Annotated in this window: 17 protein-coding genes and 1 pseudogene; 7 read left to right on the top strand and 11 right to left on the bottom strand. The window is 65.0% G+C overall.

Going from position 1 to position 17,724, the window contains the following annotated elements:
- The first annotated feature begins 21 nt into the window (after positions 1 to 21).
- Positions 22 to 1,311, top strand: a complete 1,290-nt coding sequence (locus NG701_RS01615; RefSeq protein WP_252564104.1) for a 5-methylcytosine restriction system specificity protein McrC — start codon at positions 22 to 24, stop codon at positions 1,309 to 1,311.
- Between the two features lie 9 nt (positions 1,312 to 1,320).
- Here NG701_RS01615 and NG701_RS01610 read toward each other — a convergent pair whose 3' ends face one another.
- Positions 1,321 to 2,976: a sensor histidine kinase gene (locus tag NG701_RS01610; RefSeq protein WP_252563879.1), complete on the bottom strand. Its 1,656-nt coding sequence runs from the start codon at positions 2,974 to 2,976 to the stop codon at positions 1,321 to 1,323.
- Between the two features lie 100 nt (positions 2,977 to 3,076).
- Between NG701_RS01610 and NG701_RS01605 the strand changes: the two genes are divergently transcribed.
- Positions 3,077 to 3,847, top strand: a complete 771-nt coding sequence (locus NG701_RS01605; RefSeq protein WP_252563876.1) for a response regulator transcription factor — start codon at positions 3,077 to 3,079, stop codon at positions 3,845 to 3,847.
- On the opposite strand, the gene NG701_RS01600 is transcribed toward NG701_RS01605, so the two are convergent.
- The 3 genes from NG701_RS01600 to NG701_RS01590 all read right to left on the bottom strand — a co-directional run bounded on the left by NG701_RS01600 (position 3,820) and on the right by NG701_RS01590 (position 5,381).
- On the bottom strand, positions 3,820 to 4,230 hold the full coding sequence (locus NG701_RS01600) for an Hpt domain-containing protein (protein ID WP_252563873.1): 411 nt from the start codon (positions 4,228 to 4,230) through the stop codon (positions 3,820 to 3,822). The genes NG701_RS01605 and NG701_RS01600 overlap by 28 nt on opposite strands.
- Positions 4,231 to 4,435: 205 nt before the next feature.
- Positions 4,436 to 4,927: a very short patch repair endonuclease gene (locus tag NG701_RS01595; protein ID WP_252563869.1), complete on the bottom strand. Its 492-nt coding sequence runs from the start codon at positions 4,925 to 4,927 to the stop codon at positions 4,436 to 4,438.
- A 19-nt stretch (positions 4,928 to 4,946) separates the two neighbouring features.
- A complete protein-coding gene (locus NG701_RS01590; protein ID WP_252563866.1) occupies positions 4,947 to 5,381 on the bottom strand; it encodes a pyridoxamine 5'-phosphate oxidase family protein in 435 nt (144 codons plus the stop codon).
- Between the two features lie 233 nt (positions 5,382 to 5,614).
- Between NG701_RS01590 and NG701_RS01585 the strand changes: the two genes are divergently transcribed.
- The 3 genes from NG701_RS01585 (at position 5,615) to NG701_RS01575 (ending at position 8,429) form a co-directional block, all read left to right on the top strand.
- Complete coding sequence (locus NG701_RS01585) at positions 5,615 to 6,268, top strand: DUF6318 family protein (RefSeq protein ID WP_308292579.1); 654 nt, start codon at positions 5,615 to 5,617, stop codon at positions 6,266 to 6,268.
- A 317-nt stretch (positions 6,269 to 6,585) separates the two neighbouring features.
- On the top strand, positions 6,586 to 7,194 hold the full coding sequence (locus NG701_RS01580; RefSeq protein ID WP_252563861.1) for a PKD domain-containing protein: 609 nt from the start codon (positions 6,586 to 6,588) through the stop codon (positions 7,192 to 7,194).
- Positions 7,195 to 7,358: 164 nt separating this feature from the next.
- Positions 7,359 to 8,429, top strand: coding sequence for an alkene reductase (locus NG701_RS01575; RefSeq protein WP_252563858.1), 1,071 nt, complete (start codon positions 7,359 to 7,361; stop codon positions 8,427 to 8,429).
- 218 nt (positions 8,430 to 8,647) lie between these two features.
- On the opposite strand, the gene NG701_RS01570 is transcribed toward NG701_RS01575, so the two are convergent.
- Positions 8,648 to 8,944 (bottom strand): hypothetical protein, encoded by a 297-nt coding sequence (locus tag NG701_RS01570; protein WP_104062760.1) that lies wholly within the window; start codon positions 8,942 to 8,944, stop codon positions 8,648 to 8,650.
- 137 nt (positions 8,945 to 9,081) lie between these two features.
- Here NG701_RS01570 and NG701_RS01565 point away from each other — a divergent pair, with 137 nt between their 5' ends.
- The gene (locus NG701_RS01565) at positions 9,082 to 11,586 is read left to right on the top strand and encodes a Tex family protein (RefSeq protein WP_252563855.1); all 2,505 of its coding nucleotides are present in this window, start codon (positions 9,082 to 9,084) and stop codon (positions 11,584 to 11,586) included.
- Between the two features lie 45 nt (positions 11,587 to 11,631).
- Here the strand turns inward: NG701_RS01565 and NG701_RS21285 are convergent.
- The 4 genes and pseudogenes from NG701_RS21285 to NG701_RS01550 all read right to left on the bottom strand — a co-directional run.
- A pseudogene (locus NG701_RS21285) lies at positions 11,632 to 12,417 on the bottom strand (HNH endonuclease signature motif containing protein); the annotation flags it as partial.
- Entirely contained in the window at positions 12,323 to 12,688 is a 366-nt protein-coding gene (locus tag NG701_RS21280) for a hypothetical protein (protein ID WP_374208641.1), read from the bottom strand. The gene NG701_RS21280 and the pseudogene NG701_RS21285, both read right to left, overlap by 95 nt.
- A 216-nt stretch (positions 12,689 to 12,904) precedes the next feature.
- Positions 12,905 to 13,765: an SDR family oxidoreductase gene (locus NG701_RS01555; RefSeq protein ID WP_252563852.1), complete on the bottom strand. Its 861-nt coding sequence runs from the start codon at positions 13,763 to 13,765 to the stop codon at positions 12,905 to 12,907.
- 4 nt (positions 13,766 to 13,769) lie between these two features.
- The gene (locus NG701_RS01550; protein ID WP_252563849.1) at positions 13,770 to 14,684 is read right to left on the bottom strand and encodes an MSMEG_6728 family protein; all 915 of its coding nucleotides are present in this window, start codon (positions 14,682 to 14,684) and stop codon (positions 13,770 to 13,772) included.
- Positions 14,685 to 14,873: 189 nt separating this feature from the next.
- Between NG701_RS01550 and NG701_RS01545 the strand changes: the two genes are divergently transcribed.
- The gene (locus tag NG701_RS01545) at positions 14,874 to 15,473 is read left to right on the top strand and encodes a hypothetical protein (protein WP_252563846.1); all 600 of its coding nucleotides are present in this window, start codon (positions 14,874 to 14,876) and stop codon (positions 15,471 to 15,473) included.
- 195 nt (positions 15,474 to 15,668) lie between these two features.
- Here the strand turns inward: NG701_RS01545 and NG701_RS01540 are convergent, their stop codons facing one another.
- Positions 15,669 to 16,331, bottom strand: coding sequence for a transglycosylase family protein (locus NG701_RS01540; RefSeq protein WP_252563844.1), 663 nt, complete (start codon positions 16,329 to 16,331; stop codon positions 15,669 to 15,671).
- A gap of 217 nt (positions 16,332 to 16,548) precedes the next feature.
- On the bottom strand, positions 16,549 to 17,724 hold a 1,176-nt coding region (locus NG701_RS01535; RefSeq protein ID WP_509908563.1), incomplete at its 5' end, for an excinuclease ABC subunit UvrA.

Genomic DNA, 17,724 nt, shown 5'->3' with positions numbered 1-17,724 from the left:
ACTCCCGCGCACGGCGGCGCGGTGCACGGCGGTGCAGCGCAGCGCGGGCGGGCGCCGGCAGCGCGCCATCTGGTCCTCGACGAGCTGTCCAAGGGCATCGTGGAACGCCTGGATGCCGCCAGCGCGGCCTTCGTGAACGCCAGCGGGCTCGCCAAGGCCTCCCCGATGGGCATGGGTTTGTACCGGATCGAGCCCGCGGGCAAGGTGGGTTCGGTCCGCACGGCCACCGTGCAGCTGGATGTGCGCCCCAAGGACCGGCTGGGCCTGAGCCGGCTGCTCTTCCTCCTCAGCTACGCCGGCAACCAGGGCTTCCGGCCCGATTCCGTGGCGGCAGCGGAGGACCGCGAACTCTGGAGCGCGCTGGCGGAATCCCTCGCCCAACTGGCAGAGCGTGCCTTGGGACGAGGCGTGTTGCAGGGCTACCTGACCGTTGATGAATCGCTCCGCACGGTCAAGGGCCGCATCCGGATTTCCGACCAGATCTCGCGGCGCCCCGGCATGCTGGTGCCGCTGGAAGTGTCCTACGACGAGTTCACCGAGGACATCGCCGAGAACCGGATCCTGCGGGCCGCGCTGGAGCGCATGGGCAAGGTGCCGGGGGTCCGCCCCGAAGTGCTGAGCCGCCTGCGGCAGCTGAAGGGAAAACTCGACGCCGTCACCCGCCTTCCTTCCGGTGCGCCCCTGCCGCCGTGGACGCCGAGCAGGATGAATATCCGCTACCAGTCAGTGCTGCGCCTCGCTGAGCTGATCCTGAAGAATGCCTCGGCGGAGGCGGGGGAGGGGAAGCAACAGACGGCATCGTTTGTGGTGGACATGGCCCAGGTGTTCGAGGATTTTGTGGGCACGGCGCTCCGCGAGGCCATGGCAGCGTATCCGGGCGAGATGCGGCTGCAGTACAACGTGCTCCTCAGCGAAGCTGTCCATGATGCCGACCGGCTCTCCGTTCGCCCGGACGCCGTGCACCTCTTGGGCGGCCGGCCGATTGTGGTCTACAACGCAAAGTACAAGACCGCCACGGACCTGGGCGCTTCCCTGACCGCCGACCACTACCAGATGCTTGCCCACTCCACTGCCCTGGGTGTGCCCACCGCGTGGCTGATCTATGCGGGGGCGGGTGAGATGAAGCTGCGGCGGATCCTGAACACTGACATCGACATTGTGGAGTTTCCGCTGGATCTGTCGCTGCCGCCGTCGGGCATTTTGGCAGCTGTGGCGGACCTGGCGCGGCAGTCCTGGGGCGAAGTGGTCCCCACCCGCCCCCTAACCTCGCAAGCTCGGCCAGGGAACCCGGCGGGCGTGGGCCCAGCCTAGGCCGGGAGGCTAAACCGGCACCCGGAACGTGAAGGTGGTGCCCTGGCCCAGTTTGCTTTCCACCTGGATGGTTCCGCCGTGGGCCTCCACGATTGCCTTGCTGATGGGCAGGCCCAGGCCCACGCCGGGAATGGCTGTCCGGCGGACGTTGCTGGTCCGGAAGAACTTGGCGAACACGTGGGCCTGGTCGTCGGCGCTCATGCCCATGCCGGTATCGCTGACGCGGCAGGCGACGTGGCCGTCGTCGTGCTCCAACGACACCACTACGTGGCCGCCGTCGGGCGAGTATTTGATCGCGTTGGAGACCAGATTGTCCAGCACCTGGGAGATGCGGGGGCCGTCCACGTGGGCCTCCAGCTTGGCTGGTGTTTCGGCGATCAACGCCACGCGGGAGGCGTCAGCCCGGGGCATCGCGGCGGACACGCTGGCGCGCACCAGTTCAGCGACGTCCACGGCGTGCGGGGTCACGATCAGCTGCCCGTTCCTGGTGGCGAGGAGATCGGACACCAAGGTGAGAAGCCGTTCTGAATTGCGCTTGATAATGTTCAGTGGTTCCAGTTGGTCGTGGCCGGGATCGTCCTCCAGGAGAAGTTCCACGTAGCCCAGGATGGAGGTCAGGGGTGTCCTGAATTCGTGGGAGACACTGGCGACGAAATCATCTTTGGCGGCCAGGGCGTCCACCAGGTCTGTCACATCACTGAACACGATCACCGAGCCGGCGAACGTTCCGTCCGGGTCCTTCATGGCCCGGGCGCTGGTGGTGATGGCCCGCTGCTTCTTGCCTTCGCCCAGCCAGACCATGTAGTCCGTGAACGTCTCGCCGAGGATGGCCCTGCGCACGGGGCGCTCCGCCATCGGGACAAGGGTGGTACGGTCTGCGGCGAAGACCAGCAGTTGGGACTCGTTCGGATCGTCGATGTCCTTCGGGCGGGCAAGTTCGTGGTTGGCGCGCTGCTTCCGGTTCATCAGGATGTCGTTTCCGTCGGCATCGACGGCGAGGACGCCCAGATGCACGGTATCAAGAACGGAGTTGAGCAAGGCCTCCTGCCGCTTTGTGCTGAGCAGGCCGGCTTGGAGTTGCTTGTCCTTCTCTTCGAGAATCCGCTGCTGCCGTCTCAGGCTCAGCGTCAGCATGGTGACAGATACTCCGATCCCCAGCATCATTACAGGAAGCAGCAGCGAACGGGCCAGGTTCGGTCCGGAGACGTCCCCGCGCATAAAAAGGGGCGTCCAGATGATCGCCAACGGCATGATGAAGGACAGCCACAGTGACACGCGGAGGTAGTATCCGGAGGCGCAGAGCCAGATCACGGGGAAGACCGCGAGCAGGCTGATTCCTGTGAGGCTTTCCTGGCTTCCTTCGCGGCCCACCGCAATGGAGATGAAGTCCAGCAGCGGGATCACCAGGAACGCGGTGTGCGGCAGGCGGTCCCATGGAACCACGTAGCACAGCACCATAATGGCAAGTTGGGAAAAGAGGAACACCACGAACAGCGGGTTATCCATGCTTCCGGGAAAAAACGCCGAAACGAGGACCACGGCCAGCAGTGTGGTTATGAAAAGGGGCATCTGGCTCAGGGCCACCCTGTCCGTCAGCCGGTATTCGTGGAAGGGCCGCCGGAAAAACCTGAGGCGACCCGTGGCCCACGCTACGGGTTCATTCATGAACGGCGGCCTGAAGTGGGAGTATAGGGGAATGCATACCAGCAGGATATCGGCAGCAGGCTATACTTCTCACGTTATCAAGCTGGCGGAGGGGGCTGGTATGAGCGAAGCGCGAGTGGGTCTGGTCATCGAGGACGATCAGGATATCCGCGAGCTGGTACGCGCGGTGCTGACCCAAGCGGGGTTTGATGTCACCGTCGCGGGCAGCGGATCCGAAGGGGTTAAGGCTGCGAGAATCTTGAATCCTGACGTCATAACGCTTGATTTGGGGCTGCCGGACATCGACGGGTTCGAGGTCTCCCGCCAGATCCGCGAGTTTTCGGATGCTTACATCGTGATGCTCACGGCACGGGCTGAAGAACTGGATACTTTGATCGGTCTCGAGTCCGGTGCAGACGACTACCTCACCAAACCCTTCCGCCCCCGCGAACTCCGCGCGCGGATAGCGGCGATGATGCGCCGGCCCCGGTCGCTTCCGGACGCGGGGGAGAGCGCTCCCGTTTCTGATCGCCCGGCGGACGCCGTTGGTGGCAGCGGAAACGGACATTACAGCCACAACGGACTGGATCTGAGTTACGCCTCACGGTCGGTCAGCGTGGACGGCCAGGAGCTCAACCTGACCCGGACCGAGTTCGAACTCCTGTTTACCCTGCTCGAGGCGGGACGGACTGTCCGGACCAAATCGGATTTGGTGCGCCGGCTCCGGGACGAGGATTACGACGTCGGAAGTTACATCAGCGAGGCGGACGAACGTTCCGTGGAGGTGCACATGGGCAACCTCCGGAAAAAGCTTGGTGATTCACCGCAGCAACCGCGCTGGCTGCAGACGGTCCGCGGCGTGGGCTACCGGTTGGCGCCTGGCGAGCGGTGAGCCTGGAGCCTGTGCAGGGTCTGGCGGCTGCACTGGTTGATCGGCCGGAGGTAGTTGACGGCAAGCTGCGGCAGTGCAAGGGAAGGTTCCGCACTCGGTGACTCTTCCCGGATGGAACGTTCAAGGTCCATGGCCAGGCCCGCCAGCCGTTCCGCGCCCACCATCTGGCTCGATGTCTTGAGGCTAAGGATCGCGTCCACGGCCCCGTCCAGGTCTCCGGTGGTCAAGGCCAGGCGCAGCTTGCCGATCCGGAACGGCAGGCAGTCGATGAAGTTCCCTACGAAGACGCCGCAATACCCCTCGTCCTCGTCTAGTTCGACTCGCAGCCGGTCAAGTACGGAGGGATCTACCAAGGGGCGCCCTGCGTCATCGGATGGTGCCATCTCCGTCCCTTCCGCTCGCGCCTGCCGCCCCGATGGGGGGCTGTGACTTGGTTTTGTGTCCACTTTCAGAGTAAATCTGTTCCCTGGGGATGCAGCCGTTCGGGACAAGGACTGCGGGATTCCTGAGGAGAATGCGGGTTTTTCATAGGAGTTCATCTTTGCGGGCGCCGATCAATTCGGGAGGCGGCAAAGGCTCAAGTTTGACTCAAATTCCCGCTGGCGTTTCTTGCCTGCCGTGGATTCGCCTGCCGCCTGTTTGCCGGGCGCCTATCCGCCGGCCGCCGAGGAACTCCACCAGGTGGGCTTCGAGGGCGGAGCCGTCCTTCAACTCGCACTCCCACACGGTGAGCACCTCCCAGCCGGCGGCCATCAACTGTTGGCGCTGGTCGGCGTCGCGGTTTTTGGTGCGGGTGCGCTTGGCCTCCCAGAAGGCGGCATTCGCCTTGGGCGCGTGCTGGCCTACCCGGCAGTCGTGGAAGTGCCAGAAGCAGCCGTTGATGAAGATGACCTTGTGCCGGCCTGCGAATACCAGGTCCGGGCGGCCGGGCAGGCGGCTTTGGCCGGCCCTGCCGTGCAAGCGGTAGCGGTAACCCTTGGCATGAAGGAGGCGGCGCACCAGCAGTTCCGGCTTGGTATTCTTGCCCCTGATGCGGGACATGTTCCAGCTGCGTTGCTCGGGAGTGAGCCTATCCGCCATGATTCCAGCCTAGGGGCTCCTAAATTTCGCGCTCCGGCTGGTCACCCAGCTCGAAATGGCGGCCGCTGACGGACGTAGGCACGACCTCCACGTAGAAATCCTTCAGCGTCGGCACCCAGGATTTCAGGCCGAGCTCTTCGACGGCGGCGAGCTCCGTTGACTTGGTCAGGACACGCGCCGTGCCCCGGAGGACCACCGACCAGGCTTCGTCCGAGAGGATACCGTCCGTTTCAAGCAGCACCCGGGAGTTGATGGTGAGCTGCGCCAGCTTGTTGCCTGGCGCGGTGCGGAGGTAGATCTTCCGGTCCGAGCTCAGGTAGTTGACGGGAAAAATGTCGGGTTCACCGGCCACAGAGACCACCAGCCGGCCGTGCTTTGTTGCTTCCAGGAGTTTCCAGGACTGCTCGTCGTCGAGCTCAAGAACGGGGTTGCCATCTGCGTGGGTAAACATCATGCAGCCCATTCTTCTACGTTCGGTAGAAGAATTCTAGGGGTTGTGCGTGGGAATCCGGTGCGCAAGGGGCTGGGAGGACGATTATCCGTGTGACTTTTTATTGGTTCTTCGCGGTGGTAGAACCGATGGCGGGTGGCTGTGGATAACTTTTATCGCTCAAATGTCTCCTGGGCTACCCTTAAGGTCATTGTTCGGAGCGAGGCGTCTTGAAACTATCGGGGGATTAGCTGCCCATGACATCGCACATCACTTCCACGTCCAGGCGTTTGCGCATGCACCTTGTTGCTGCTGTTGCCGCGTCTGCATTGCTCTTGACCGGTTGCAACTCGGGTAGCGATCCTGGGGGCACCTCGTCCGCGTCTCCGACTTCGACGGCAAGCCCAAGCGCAACCCCAACCCCGACGGCGACTCCCGCCTACGTGCCCGCTTCGGCTAGCGGCCGTGCTCAGAACGTGCCGGTGCCGGTGTTGCCGGAGGTGGCGAAGACGGAGACGAAGGAGGGGCTCGAGGCGTTCGTCGCATACTGGTACTCGACCTTGAGTTACGCCTACGAGACTGGCGATACCAAGCCGCTGGAGTCGGCCTCAGGGCCGTCCTGCGGTAGCTGTGCGAAAGTTAGGACCGAAGTCACGGAGTGGCATTCGGATGGACGCTGGATGGCTGGCGGCAAAATGCACGTGGAGGGGGTTCATTCAGACTTTATCGAGACCGGCCCCGCTGAGTATCAAGCCGTAGTCCAAGTTTATCAAGATGCGACTGATTACTACCTAGCGGATGCCACGCTCAAAGGGAGTCTGCCCAGACAGCCGGCCGTTGGTGACATCGTCATTGCCGTTTTCGATGGAAGTGGATGGAAAGCCAACACTGTCGAACACCTGGTGAAATAATGGACAGCCATGCTCCAGCACGGCCGAGGCTGCTGGCCCTGATGGCTTGCATGGTCCTGATGCTGTTTTCGGGGCCGACAGCCATTTCAGACTCCGCCGATTCACCGGCGATTGGGACTGGCTGGGCTGGCAATGGCGCTACCGCCGTTGGCTGGTTTCAAGATCCTCAGAGCAATTCATGGACTTCGGTGCCGGTCGGGCTTCCGGATGACCCCTTCAAGTACAGATCCAAACACGTATGCAGAGCGGACCCCAAACTCGACGGGTCGAACTGTGCAGGGCCCGATATCGAATGCACCGATGGGGATAACGGCCGCGTGGTTAACTGGTATAGGTCTCTGAAGGCGCTGAACGTCTACACATTTTTCGCGGGACCGACCTGCATTTATGACGAAAAGCCTGTCGATGTCCTGGAGCAAATTGCCGCCCAGATCCAGCAGCAGCTCGAGAGCCTGCCCGTCAGCGCGGGAGCAGTGGTCGCGCAGCCCAGCCCCAACACGCTCCGGGGTGCTGAGACCAACTTCTACGCCGACGCGTCCGAGCAACAGTTCGACGTCACGATGCTCGGACAGAAGGTTCACGTAGTCGCCACGCCGGTTCAGTACACCTGGAATTACGGCGACGGAACCGTCTTCGGTCCGCAGCCTTCCATGGGTGGGCCGCTGCCACAGGACCGCTGGGGTGAGAAGACCCGAACAAGCCACGTCTACGCGGACACTGGCGACTTCCAAGTTGTCCTCACGACGTCCTTCCAAGGCACGTATTCCGTGAACAACGGACCACCGCTGCCTATACCGGGCCAAGGCCAGTTCAGCGCACCGCCGCAGACCATCAGCGTCTGGCGGTCCATCACAAGGAACTACGCCGACGACTGCAACCAAAACCCGCAGGGTCAAGGATGTCCGGGCGTCGCATCGCCCCGATAGGAAGCATCAGGCGACGCGTCTTAGGCGGCAGGCGGCCGGGACCTAGCAACTCAAAAACCAGCCACGCCACCCCTGCAGAGAGTGATCCCCGCCTCCATCGGAATACTTGCACGCGCCGCGCAGTTGCGCACAGCAGTACCAATTCACCTCGAAAGGAACTGCGCATGCTGTTTTCCCCCTTGACTCTAGGCGAGCTTGAGCTGCCCAACCGCCTGGTAATGGCACCCCTGACCCGTCTCCGCTCAGGCGAGGACGGTGTTCCGGGTCCCTTGGTCGTGGAGCACTACCGGCAGCGCGCATCCTTGGGACTCATCGTCAGCGAAGGCATCTACCCGAGCCCCGCCGGACGCTCCTACCCGGGTCAGCCCGGTCTCGTCACCGCGGAGCAGATTGCCGCCTGGAAGAAGGTCACCGACGCGGTGCACGCTGAAGGCGGCCGGATCTTCGCCCAGATCATGCACGGCGGACGGGTTTCCCATGCGGACATCACCGGCGGCCATACCATCGTGGGTCCGAGCGCCATCGCCATCGAGGGCGAGGTCCGCACCCCGTCCGGCAAGCAGCCGTATCCTGTCCCGCACGCGCTGACCATCGGTGAGCTGCCCGTCGTGATGCAGGAAATCGTCACCGGCTCGACCAATGCCATTGAAGCGGGATTCGACGGCGTGGAGCTGCACTCGGCCAACGGCTACCTTCTCCACGAATTCCTTGCCCCGAACTCCAATGTCCGCGACGACAGCTACGGCGGCTCGCCGGAGAACCGGGCCCGCTTTGTGATCGAAACGGTCAACGCCGCGGTGGCCGCGGTGGGTTCGAGCCGCGTGGGCATCCGCATCTCGCCGGAGCACAGCGTCCAGGGCATCGCCGAAACGGATGCGGCCGATGTCCGCGACACCTACGAGGTGCTGGTGGACAGCATTGCCCCGCTCAACCTCGCCTACGTCAGCATCCTGCACCACGAGCCCACGAGTGAGCTGGTCCAGGATCTCCGGGCGCGTTTCAACGGCACGTTCCTGGTGAACTCCGGCTTCGGCACCATCACCACGCTGGAGGAAGCAACCGCATTGGTGGCCGACGGTCATGCAGACGCTGTGGTGGTGGGACGCCCCGCCATTGCCAACCCGGACCTCGCGCGGCGCTGGAAGGAAAGTCTCCCCCTGAACGAACCGGACGCGTCCACGTTCTACGCAGAAGGCTCCGTAGGCTACACGGATTACCCCGCGTATTCGGCTTAGCGGTCAATGCTCGCCTTGGCCAGAGATTAACGACGACGGCGGCACCCGGCTTGGGTGCCGCCGTCGTTGGCTGCTCGGTGTGCTGTCCCGGCAGCGCGCGCCAATTAGCCATCCGACGGCCTTTTTGGCTCATTTTCAAGATTGGCCCGCCCAGGTTCACAAGAACTGAGCGGTATCGCCAGAATACTCCAGTGAATGGATTATTGCTAGAGAAATAACTACAGGTATGCCTCCCGGCCCGTCCCTTCGCGCATCACCAGCTTGTCGTCCTGAATGGAGACGAGCAGGCTTTTGGGCTTTCCGCTGACTTTGGTAATGGCTTTCAGGCCCCGGTTGGTGACTTCCACGCCCACCTGCGCCCCTTTCGCCGGCAGCTCCACGGACGCTTCGTAGGCTTCTCCCAGCAGCGGGTTGGTGGACACCCCCATATCGCGGCGGACCTCCTTGCCGTTGACCATAACGGTAATGTTGGCCTCGTCGAATCCTTCCTGAAAGACGATGAGCAGTTCCCGCATGGTGGCCTCTTCCTCGAAGTGATTACCTGTGACGGCATATCAACTACAGCACTTCGCGGCCCGGAGCGGAATACCCCGGCCGGCTGCCCGGCAGTGCGTCGCTGGAGACCATCAGGCCCGTAGGGCAAAATGTTCAGGTGACCCAACTCCCGCACGTCCCGTCTGCCCCCACGTCTGCCTCAACTCCGGACAGCGCCATCCACGCCCAGATCGCCGCCGAGCTTGGCGTGAAGACCTGGCAGGTCAAGGCTGCAGTGGACCTGCTCGACGGCGGGTCCACCGTTCCGTTCATCGCCCGGTACCGCAAGGAAGCCACCGGGACGCTGGATGACACGCAGCTGCGCGAGCTCGACGAGCGACTGCGCTACCTCCGCGAACTCGAGGACCGCCGTCGTGCTGTCCTCGAAGCGATTGCCGCGCAGGGGCAGCTGACCCCCGAGCTGCAGGCAGCGATCTTGGCCGCGGATACCAAGTCCCGGTTGGAGGACATCTACCTTCCCTTCAAATCCAAGCGCCGCACTAAGGCCCAGATCGCCCGTGAAGCTGGGCTGGAACCGCTCGCCGACTCGCTGCTGAAGCGGCCCGACCTGGATCCGGAACGCGAGGCCGCCAAGTACCTGAACGCCGAACACTCTATTGATGACGCGGCCGCCGCGCTCGCCGGCGCCCGTTCCATCCTGGTCGAGCGGGTTTCGCAGGATCCGGACCTCGCCGCAACCCTGCGTGAGCGGCTGTGGACGCAGGGGCGGATGGTGTCGCGGGTCAAGAAGGGCAAGGAGGCCGACGGGCAGAAGTTCGCCGATTACTTTGAGTTCGCCCAGGCGCCCACCGGAATGCCCTCGCACCGCGTGCTTGCGCTGTTGCGCGGTGACAAGGACGGCGTCCTGGAGCTGGATCTCGCCGAGGCGGATCCGAACGACGACGACGCCCTGGCCGCCGCGCGTTCCCGTTACGAATCCGCCGTGGCCAGGTGCCTCGGGGTTGCCGACCGTGGCCGGCCTGCCGACGGGTGGTTGATCCAGACCGCGCAGCTTGCCTGGCGCTCGCGCGTGCTGGCGCGGCTGACTGCAGACCTCCGGGGGCGGCTGTTCACCGACGCCGAGGACGAGGCTGTCCGGGTGTTCGCCGCCAACCTCCGCGACGTGCTCCTGGCCGCACCCGCCGGAAACCGCGCCACTCTTGGGCTGGACCCGGGGCTGCGGACCGGCGTGAAAGTGGCCGTCGTGGACGGTACGGGCAAAGTGGTGGCCACAGACACTGTGTACCCGCACGCCCCTGCGCGGAAGTGGGACGAGGCCCTGGCCACCTTGGTCCGGCTCGCCCGGAAGCACAACGTGGAGCTGGTGGCCATCGGCAACGGCACAGCGTCTCGCGAGACGGACAAGCTTGCCGCGGAACTGATCAAGCTGCTGCCGGCCGCGGATGCGAAACCGCAAAAACTGGTGGTTTCAGAGGCCGGAGCGTCGGTGTACTCCGCTTCGGCGCTGGCCTCGGCGGAGCTGCCGGGCATGGATGTATCCCTGCGCGGTGCCGTATCCATTGCGCGGCGGCTTCAGGATCCGCTGGCCGAACTCGTGAAGATCGATCCCAAGTCCATCGGCGTGGGGCAGTACCAGCACGACGTCACGGCGTCGAAGCTGGACCGCAGCCTGGATGCGGTGGTCGAGGACTGCGTGAACGCGGTGGGCGTTGACGTGAACACTGCTTCGCCCGCGCTGCTGAGTCGCGTGGCCGGCGTCGGACCCTTGCTGAGCGAAAACATTGTGGCGTACCGAAACGAACACGGGCCGTTTGCCAAGCGCAGCGAACTGAAGAAGGTGCCCCGACTGGGTGCGAAGGCGTTTGAGCAATGCGCAGGCTTCCTGCGGATCACCGGGGGAGCAGAGCCGCTGGACGCGTCGAGCGTGCACCCCGAGGCGTATCCGATTGCCCGGAAAATCCTGGTGGCCGCGGGCTCGGCGCCGGCGTCGTCCCTTGATCCCCGCGCTTTCGTCGACGGCACGTTTGGCTTGCCCACGGTCCAGGACATCCTGGCGGAGTTGGACAAACCAGGCCGCGATCCACGACCCGCTTTTGCCGCGGCGACCTTCTCCGAAGGCATCGAGAAGATCTCCGACCTCAAGCCCGGCATGGTGCTCGAGGGGACAGTCACCAATGTGGCCGCGTTCGGCGCATTTGTGGACGTGGGAGTGCACCAGGACGGCTTGGTTCATGTGTCGGCGCTGGCCAACCGCTTTGTCTCCGATCCCCGTGAGGTGGTGAAGTCCGGGCAGGTTGTCCGCGTGAAGGTTCTGGAAGCCGACCCGGAGCGGAAACGGATTTCGCTCACGCTAAGGCTCGACGACGAACCGTCGCCTTCGGGTGGGCGGGCGCAGGGCGGGCGTTCGGAAGGGGGTCGGCCTGAAAGTGGTCGGCCAGCTGGGGGACGCCCTGCCGGGGGGCGTCCGGGAGATGCACGCCGAGACTCCGGTGGGCGCGACTCGGGTGGGCAGCGCGGACGCGGGGCCTCGAGCCCGGGCGACAACGCATCGACTTCGAAGCTCGATCCGAAGTCGCCCGGCGGCCGGCCGCAGGCACCGAATCCGGTGCCTGTAAACACCGCCATGGCAGAGGCGCTCCGTAAGGCTGGCCTCGGCAAATAGACACGTGCTGACTTGATATTCGGCAATGGGACGCCACGGGCCAGCTTACGGTGGACTCTGTGCGGGGATCGCTGGGTCAGGATGTTCGGCCATATTGTTGGCCATATGTTCGGCCATTGCCTGAAGGTGGTCTGGCCAGTGTGGTGGTTCCCAGTCGGGGTTTTCGCTGGCGTAGTGGCGTCCGGTGGGTGATATCCAGCCGGGTGGTTCATTCTTGGTGGCTGCTTTGGGTGTCCAGCCGCTGGTGTGCTTCAGCCTGTGGTGTTTCGGGCATGGCTGCCCGAGATTCGATATGCCGGTGGTGCCGCCGTGCGCCCAAGCGAGGAGGTGGTCCGCATCGTTGTCCAAAGACTGGTTGCTGCAGCCGGGGAAGGGGCACTTCCCGTCCCGCAGCCGTAGCCATTGGCGTTGGGCTTTCGTGACGCGGTAGCTGGTTCTACCGATTTCCAGCGGAGCGCCGTCGCGTTGGTTGGTCAGTACCCGGTGGAAGGACTCGGCGCCGTCGGCGATCAGGTGCCGGGCCATGGACGGCGGGATCGGGCCGTACCCGTCCAACATGGCGGGCTCCTCAGTGAGGCCCAGGAGGGACAGTACCGGGACCGTGACCAGCACCTGCGCCCGCGGCGAGGGAACACCACCAGCAAGACCGCTGCTCATTTCCCCGCCTGAATCACCGGTGCCGTCAAGGAGCCAGGTGGCTGCGATGTCTGCGCGGATTTGGCTGATGGTCCGGTCCTCATGAGGTCCTTGGAGCGCTCTTGCGGCGGTGGTGGTGCGTTCCCAGATCCCGGCGGCCTGGTCGGCGGGGAGGTAGGCGGAGAGCCAGGCCATGACCTCTGTGGTCCTGCGGCGACTCGGCAGGACCCGCCAGGGCCTCGGCGGCGTCGGCATACACGGCTGCCGCATAGACCTTCAGCGCCGCCATCTTCGCTTCCCCGCGGGCGACTCCAGCCAGAGTTTCCAGGGCAATATCAGCTCTACGGCGAAGCGGATCCGGACCACAGGATCCCGAGGAATCGGCAGTACCACCGATCACCACAGCCAGCTCAGCGAAGGACCCCGAAAGGGCCTCCGCCGTCTCCACAGCTGGTCTGCTATCCATACTCAAATCATCCCCGGAGGGTCTGACAAAAACGGCGTGGATGAGTGGCTATGTGCATAACTCTGCGATTAGGAGAACGCTCAAAGCTTCGATCCGTGCCTCCAGCCGCGTCGCTGCAGTTCAGGGCCTCAGGTGTCCCTTCGCGCGCAGGGGGCTTAAGTGTCCGTTCGCGCGGGATCGTCGGTGGGAAAGGCCGCAACCGTTCGCGCCGGGAGGCTACGGGTGGCGGACTGCGGTGCGCGCCAGAACTGCCCGGTAACCTTCCCGGAACGTCGGGTAGGTGAACTCGAGCCCGGTCCCGCGGAGCAGCGTATTGCTGCAGCGTTTGTTGCCACCACGGGCCTCGCCGGCCGGTCTGACGGGCGGTTCCGGATAGCCCATCTCGGCGGCCAGGAACCGCAGTACATCCCCAAGTTCAGCGGGAGAGTTGTCCACGCCGACATATACGGGCGCAGGCATAGCTTCCATCGTGGCCAACTGGACGATCGCCGCAGCGGCGTCGTCCCGGTGGATCCGGTTGGTAAAGCGTGGTTCGTCGGGAACCACGGCATTCCCACTGCGGACCTGGTCAATCAACCGCGTCCGGCCCGGACCGTAGATCCCGCCCAGCCGCAGCACAACGGGAGAAGTACCAGTGCCGCGCAGCCGCGAAACCAGGAGTTCCTCCGCCTCAAGAAGGATACGTCCGGAGAAGCCGCCAGGTGCTGCCGTCGTACTCTCATCAACCCAGCCACCGGCGGCGTCCCCATATACAGCGGTGGAGGACACAAAAAGCACGCGGCGCGGCGTCACGCGGTCGCGCTCCAGGGCGTCCAGGACATGCGCCAGCCCGTCCACATAGGCGGCGCGGTAGGCCGGTTCCGTGGGTGAGTCGGCGGCCACGGCCACGACGACGGCGGTGGTGTCCGTCGGGACCGCAGGCAGGTCCGTGGAACCCAGGTCCGCCGCCACACCTACGATCGCAGAGGGCAGTTTTTCGGGCGAACGGCGCCAGCCCACCACCCGATGCCCTGCCGCGGCGAAGCGCAAGCCTGCTTCAGTGCCAAGATCGCCGCAGCCGGCCAGGAGGATGGTCACGGACTCAGGGAGCGGGAACCGGGAAGAACACCCGGGGGTCCTGCAGGAGCGCGGGGTAATCGAACGCGGACCGGTCGATCACTTCGGTGACGCTGAAGGTGCGGCCGAACCGGCCGTCGTCGAGCGTGATGGGACGGCCCAGCACTTGCCCGACGGCGAACTTGTTGCCGTCCTCAAACGAAACCGCGACGGTGGTCTTGCCGGGGAGGGTGGCGAATGCTTCCTCCTGCGCCTGGCGCTTCCGGGTGGGCTTCTTCACGAGCTGCTTGCGCGGTAGCTTGCGGGGCTGCTTGGACGGGCGGCGGGAGCCGTCGTCGACGTAAACGGGGGAGTAGCCGTCCTCGGGAGCGCCGGCTGCAACAGCACCGCCGCGGCGGATCGGCGGCAGGGCCACGGTATCCAGCGTCTGCGGATCGATTTCGGCGTGCGGGTCGCGGAGGATCCAGAGGATGTCGCCCTCGGATTCTGCCGGATAGAACTCGTGCTTGGGCTCAGGCCAAATGAAGTCCAGGTCCAAGTCGGCGTCCGGGAACACCGTCTTGTAGAACTTCGGTTCCTTGCGGAGCAGCTTCGCGCGGTGGCTCAGGTGGAAATCAGGGTTGCCGAGCCACTCCGGCAGCGGGATCTTGGCCGCGTAGTCCGGGTGTGCAGCCTGGGGCGCGAACTCGGTGATGTTGGCGCGCGTGTTGTCTGCATGGCCGCGGGTGGTCCATTCGTCCACCATCGCCAGGCCGTACATGGTGAGCGCCGGGACATGGCCCATCCACATGCGGACGGCGGGGTGGTCCAGCCAGCCGTACTCGGGAATCACCAGAGCCCGGAGGGTTTGCAGCGCCTCGACACGCTGCTTGCCAAGCCTGGCGGTGTCCAGTGCTGCGGCGCTCTGCCGGAAATCGGGATACGGAAGGAAGGTTTGCATCCCTTCAGTCTGACGGCATGCGGCGGATGTGCCAATTGCAGTGCCCGGCGCCACACGCGCGGGACCCCTGGCAGCGCCCCCCAACCGCGACAGGGCCATGGAATAGTTCACATAGTGGACCGATACATACAGCGGGTGCCGCTAACCACTAAGATCACCGAAACGCCCCACCGTCCCGGAAGCCCCCTCATGACAATTTCACCTGAAGTGACCGCCGGTTCAACGCAGCTGTTTGTGCCCAAGTTTGGGCAGATGCTTGATCCGGAGGCCAAGGGCATCCTGGTCCTTGATGAATTTACCCTTGACCCGGCCGCGGCGCGGACCGAGCAGCACGGCTTTCGTGCGGCCATGGCCTCCGTGGCCCTGACCCTTCGCCGGATCGTGGCGCTGCGGATCGTGATCGCACTCGTGGCCATCGGCAACCTGCCCCTGTTCCTGATGTCCAGCGGCTGGTGGATCTACGCCGTTTCCCTCGCCCTGGTGGTTGGTGTGCACCTCGCCGTCTCCTGGCTCAACAAGCACGAGCCCAAAGTGCGCCATCGCCAGATGCTGGAACTTCACCTGCACCGTGAGAAGAGCGCCAACTACCGCAAGGTCCGCGATGCCGTGAAGTACATGATCGACACCCCCAGCCGCATGAACGAGCACCTCTACCTCGAACTCCTTGCGGCCAAGCGTGTGGCACTGAACCTCGCCCACGGCACGGTGGCCCTGCTGGACACCACCGACGACGCCGCGTGGAAGGTTCGCATCATCCGCGAGATTCCGGCCGCCAAGGCAGCAGCCTAAGCGAGCAAAACCGCGGGCGGGCAGGAAGATCAGGCGCCTGCCAGCCATTCAGAACACAACGGACGACGCCGGAGTTCCCCAGTGAGGGGCGCTCCGGCGTCGTTGTTTCCCGGGGTTGTTGCTGCCGGGTTTTTGTTGTTTTCGCGGGCCGTCGTTCTTGGGGAAAGGGGCGGTTCCCGCGGAAAGTGCTGAGGCTTAGGCGGGAAGCTGGAGGACCTGCCCGGAGAACACGAGGTCCGGGTTGGCAATCGTGTCCAGGTTGGCGTCCGCCAGGCCCTGCCAGCCGCCCTCAATGCCAAGCTGGTCGGCGACGGTGCTCAGGGTGTCGCCGGGCTCAAGCGTGTAGGTCTCGCCACTCAGCTTCACGGGCGCGGCGTGCTGCGGAGCCGTCACGGCATCCGTCGGGACCGGCACGGCAGGAGCCTGCTCCACCGGCGCCTGGACCGGCGCACTCTCCACAGGCACGCTCTGGACCGGAGCACTCTGGGGAGTCACCGCCGTCGTGCCCCCTCCGCCGCTCAGGCCAAGCTCCGCGGCGCAGGACGGCCACGCTCCCCAGCCCTGCGACGCCTGGACCTGTTCGGCCACGGCGATCTGCTGCTCGCGGCTGGCGTCGGCCGCGGAACCGGTGCCGCCGTAAGCAGCCCACGTGCTGGCGCTGAACTGTAGGCCGCCCGAGTAGCCATTGCCCGTATTTGTGGCCCAGTTTCCGCCGCTTTCACACTGCGCCAGTGAATCCCAGGTTGCGCCGTCGGTGGCCGCGTTTGCTGCGGTGACGGAGAGTGCAAGGCCAGCTGCGGAAATGGCGGCGACGGCCACTCCACGGCGTGCGGCAGTACGAATGGTGTTGTTGTTCATGGTGTGATGCTCCTGAAGGCCACCAGCGCTCGGTCCGTCCCCGGAGGTTATTGCGCCACTGCCCGCCCCTGACGATATAGAGGTCAATTTTCGGTGTCTGCCGGCCGGGCAGTTCTGGTGGAGGCAGCACCGGGCATTCATGTCGCCCGAAGAACGGGCTTGCATTTCACGCTAGGACATCGCCGGCCCGTTATCAAACCGAGATGATTTCTGGTGGTCAGCTGGTGACCAGCTGGGGAAGCGCAGCCGCCAGGTAGGGCGCGGTGCGGCTGGCAGTGGAACTCGCGACGTCGGCGGCAGTTCCGGCGGCGATGATGCGGCCGCCTTCGTCCCCACCCGAGGGGCCAAGGTCAATGACCCAGTCGGCTGCGGCCACGACGGCCATCTCGTGCTCTACCACCACCACGGTGTTGCCGCTGTCCACCAGGCCGTGGAGCTGGGCCATCAGCAGTTCGACGTCGGCGGGATGGAGCCCCGTGGTGGGCTCGTCCAGGAGGTAGAGGGTATGTCCCCGCTGGGCACGCTGGAGCTCGGTGGCCAGCTTGATGCGCTGGGCCTCGCCGCCGGAAAGCTCCGTTGCGGGCTGGCCCAGCCGGAGGTAGCCGAGACCCACGTCCCGGAGGCTCTTCAGGCTGCGGGCCGCGGCCGGAATGTCGGCCAGGAACCCTGCAGCGGCGTCCACCGTCAGGCGCAGCACTTCCGCCACGTTCTTGCCCCGGTACGTCACCTCCAAGGTCTCGGGGTTGTAGCGGGAACCGTCGCAGTCCGGGCACGGCCCGTAGCTGCCCGGGAGGAAGAGCAGTTCAACCGCCACAAAGCCTTCGCCTTGGCAGGTTTCGCAGCGGCCTCCGGCCACGTTGAAGGAGAACCGCCCGGCGCCGAACCCGCGTGCCCTGGCTGGCTCTGTGGCCGCGAATTCCTTGCGCACCGCGTCGAACAGGCCGGTGTAGGTGGCGAGGTTGGAGCGAGGGGTTCGCCCGATGGGTTTCTGGTCCACCGTGACCAGCCTGTCGATCCGTTCCGCGCCGCTGACCGGTCCCACAGACAACGCCGTGGCCGGGCCCGCATCATCAGGTTCTGCCAGCTGCGGAGCCTGGTGATTCTTCAGGCCGGATCCCACAACTTCGCCGAGGACATGCGTTACCAGGGTGGACTTGCCGGAGCCGGACACCCCTGTAACTGCCGTCAGAACGCCCAGCGGGAACCGCGCATCCAGGTCCTTGAGGTTGTGCCGGCTAATCCCCGCGAGCTCCAGCCAGCCGTCGGGCTCCCGGGCCTGGCCTGCGCGAGGTGCCGTGCCGCCGTCGGAATTCTCTACGTCGGAAGTCCTGCCGCCGGGCCCGCGGGACCCTCCGCCGCCGCGCGCCCCGCCGCCGCGCGCCCCGCCGCCGCG

The organism is Pseudarthrobacter cellobiosi, assembly GCF_023913815.1.
Lineage (GTDB): Bacteria > Actinomycetota > Actinomycetes > Actinomycetales > Micrococcaceae > Arthrobacter > Arthrobacter cellobiosi.
This window is presented reverse-complemented; position numbering and strand designations above follow the sequence as displayed.

Excerpts from the sequence above, each read along its gene's own strand:
- NG701_RS01610 (WP_252563879.1), bottom strand. The coding sequence starts at position 2,976 with ATGAATGAACCCGTAGCGTGGGCCACGGGTCGCCTCAGGTTTTTCCGG.
- NG701_RS01605 (WP_252563876.1), top strand. The coding sequence starts at position 3,077 with ATGAGCGAAGCGCGAGTGGGTCTGGTCATCGAGGACGATCAGGATATC.
- NG701_RS01600 (WP_252563873.1), bottom strand. The coding sequence starts at position 4,230 with ATGGCACCATCCGATGACGCAGGGCGCCCCTTGGTAGATCCCTCCGTA.
- NG701_RS01595 (WP_252563869.1), bottom strand. The coding sequence starts at position 4,927 with ATGGCGGATAGGCTCACTCCCGAGCAACGCAGCTGGAACATGTCCCGC.
- NG701_RS01590 (WP_252563866.1), bottom strand. The coding sequence starts at position 5,381 with ATGATGTTTACCCACGCAGATGGCAACCCCGTTCTTGAGCTCGACGAC.
- NG701_RS01585 (WP_308292579.1), top strand. The coding sequence starts at position 5,615 with ATGACATCGCACATCACTTCCACGTCCAGGCGTTTGCGCATGCACCTT.
- NG701_RS01575 (WP_252563858.1), top strand. The coding sequence starts at position 7,359 with ATGCTGTTTTCCCCCTTGACTCTAGGCGAGCTTGAGCTGCCCAACCGC.
- NG701_RS01570 (WP_104062760.1), bottom strand. The coding sequence starts at position 8,944 with ATGCGGGAACTGCTCATCGTCTTTCAGGAAGGATTCGACGAGGCCAAC.
- NG701_RS21280 (WP_374208641.1), bottom strand. The coding sequence starts at position 12,688 with ATGGATAGCAGACCAGCTGTGGAGACGGCGGAGGCCCTTTCGGGGTCC.
- NG701_RS01550 (WP_252563849.1), bottom strand. The coding sequence starts at position 14,684 with ATGCAAACCTTCCTTCCGTATCCCGATTTCCGGCAGAGCGCCGCAGCA.
- NG701_RS01545 (WP_252563846.1), top strand. The coding sequence starts at position 14,874 with ATGACAATTTCACCTGAAGTGACCGCCGGTTCAACGCAGCTGTTTGTG.
- NG701_RS01540 (WP_252563844.1), bottom strand. The coding sequence starts at position 16,331 with ATGAACAACAACACCATTCGTACTGCCGCACGCCGTGGAGTGGCCGTC.